Here is a 2,430-nt window from a genome sequence, read left to right on the forward strand (position 1 = left end):
TGTCAATGGCCATCTATTTTGACCCACCTTTGGCCAATAAAATTGACCCACCCTTCATAGTCTAGCTTGTAACTTTTTGCTTCAGTCGATAGCTTTCTCCTCCCAGCATAAAGATGTGTGAGTGGTGAATGACCCGGTCAATGATCGGCACTGCCACGTTGTCGTCGTGGAAGAACTCGCCCCAGCTGGAGAAGTCCTTGTTGGTGGTCAGAATGATGGACCGGTATTCGTACAGGCTGTTGATCAGCTGGAACAGGTTGTACCGAGCTTGTCGCGTCATCGGCAGGTAACCCAGTTCATCGATGATCAGCAGGTCGTATTTGGCCAGGGCGCTGACCCGCTTTTTCAGCTCACCCTTCATCTCGGCCAGTTCCAGCTCTTCCACCAGATCCAGAGCGTTGCGGAACATGACTCGATAGCCAGCTTCCACGGCTTTGTAGCCAATGCCGATGGCCAGGTGGGTCTTTCCAACGCCCGGCGGGCCGATGAACACCAGGTTGTTCCGCTCGTCGATGAACTGGAAGTCCAGCAAGGCATTGACCTGACGTTTGGTGATGGTGGTCTGGTGCCGGTAGTCGAAGCCCTCCAGGCGCTTTTCGGCAGGGAACGCGGCCATCTTCCGGTTCCGGCGGATGCGCTTGTCCTGGCGCTGGATCAGTTCGTGTTCGGCAAGCCGGTCCGCGAAGCTGAGATAGGACATCTCGTTGGCTTCAGCCTCGGCCAGCAGGTTGGTCAGTTCGTCGGCAGCCGCGCTCAGGCGCAGACTGCGGTAACGGGACACGGTCTGCTCAAGCTGGCTCATGGGTCACCCCCTGGCCACTGGAGTGGCCAATACGATGATAAGCACTCAGGTCCAGTGCTTCCTTGGGTTCTGGCAGAGGTTCCGGCTGCCGTTCCCGGAGGACGGCGGCTTCGGCCGCTTCAAGGTAGCTTTGCAGGCGTGTGGCGGTCATGCCGGGACGCTCTGCCAGAGTCGTGAGCAACACCGGATCCACCGGTGCATGGCGCTTGAGCAGGTCACGGGCAGCCACCAACTGATCCTTGTAGATCTTGGGTTCGGAACGCTTGAGCTGTTGGCACAACCGTTGCCCGATTTCACTGCCTATCAGGTCATTGATCTTGCTCTCAAGGGTGGTCACCCGCTGGGCATGATCGCGGTAGTGATGGGTGTTCTTGATCACCTTGCCCTTGTCGGAACACAGCGCATGGCTGGCAATGACGTCGCCTGTGTTCAGGTCGCTGATGTGGAGCTGGCCGCTGGACTCCAGAACGCCCACCCGGGCCTGTTGCCAGGCCATGGGCACAGAGTATTTGTTGGCCTTCCAGGCGATCAGGCCGGTCTTGTCGGCCCGCCGTGTCTCGTGGGCCACAGGCTGGACGCAAGCTGGTGACAGATAAGCCTCCAGGTGTTCTCGCTCATCCCGTTCGAAGCGTTCCCGGGGCCGTTCACCAGTAGTGCCATGGAGGCGGACATTGGCCACGCTCTCAACCCAGTCCTGTACGTGCTGGCGCACGTGTTCTTGATCCTCGAAGACTTCGCCGTAGAGGCAATCCTGCTTGACGTACTTCACGCCGGCTTCCACCTTGCCCTTGCTCTCCGGGTCATAGCCTTCGCAGGCATGGATCCGGAATCCGGCCGTGGTGGCATACCCATGGAACCGTTGGTTGAGGGTCAGCTCCCGGTACTGCTCGTTGATCACCACCAGCTTGGTCTGATCGTAAACGCATTCCTCCGGCAGGCCACCGAAGTACCGCAGGGCTTCGTCATGGAGCTGGATAAAGGTCTGGGTATCCAGTGGGCGGAACGCCAGACCCACGTACATCAACCGCGAGTAGGACAGCACGAACACCACGAAGTGCAGCGTGCGCTCTTCGCCACCAATCAGCACACCGCGCAACTCACCGGGGTCCACCTGACACTGAACGCCGGGCATGTCGTCCAGGATAGGCTCGTAGTAACGCATCTGGGCCGAGGCCACTTCCTCCTTGAGCGTTCGCACATAGCGGCGAATGGAGCGATCCGAAGCTGGCAATTCACCCACCTTCGCTTGCAGCTTGCGGGCAATCTTGACGGCGCTGAGCCTGGGAAACTTCTTGAGCAAATGCACCAGGTAATCCCGGTGATCGTCGAGGCGCTTGGTACGTGAGGGGTCTTCAATCTGTTCCGAAATCGCGCTCTCATCCATCCGCAGGTACTTGCGAACAGTATTGCGGGACAACCCCAGTTCCTGACTGATGGCGCGGATCGACAATCCTTTGCCGTTATCGTGCAGTGCCTTGATCTTGTGTATCACAACCCACTCCTTCACTGACATGCCCCCGGCCATCGATAAAAGCGGGGGACAGTAGCTGGTTCTGTGGCCTGACGGCCACCCGGGGGTGGGTCAAAATTAATGGCCAGTAGTGGGTCATTTTAATTGGCCACTAACA

General features: G+C 58.4%; 2 protein-coding genes. Both read right to left on the reverse strand.

Annotation, left to right across the window (positions count from 1 at the left end):
- Positions 1-61: 61 nt before the first annotated feature.
- On the reverse strand, positions 62-802 hold the full coding sequence (gene istB, locus AAC035_RS20595) for an IS21-like element helper ATPase IstB (RefSeq protein ID WP_339806987.1): 741 nt from the start codon (positions 800-802) through the stop codon (positions 62-64).
- Positions 789-2,294, reverse strand: coding sequence for an IS21 family transposase (gene istA, locus AAC035_RS20600; RefSeq protein ID WP_339806989.1), 1,506 nt, complete (start codon positions 2,292-2,294; stop codon positions 789-791). Before istA ends, istB begins: the two co-directional genes overlap by 14 nt.
- Positions 2,295-2,430 lie beyond the last annotated feature (136 nt).

Origin of the sequence: uncultured Marinobacter sp. (assembly GCF_963974375.1) — a bacterium.
Lineage (GTDB): Bacteria > Pseudomonadota > Gammaproteobacteria > Pseudomonadales > Oleiphilaceae > Marinobacter.

Excerpts from the sequence above, each read along its gene's own strand:
- istB (WP_339806987.1), bottom strand. The coding sequence starts at position 802 with ATGAGCCAGCTTGAGCAGACCGTGTCCCGTTACCGCAGTCTGCGCCTG.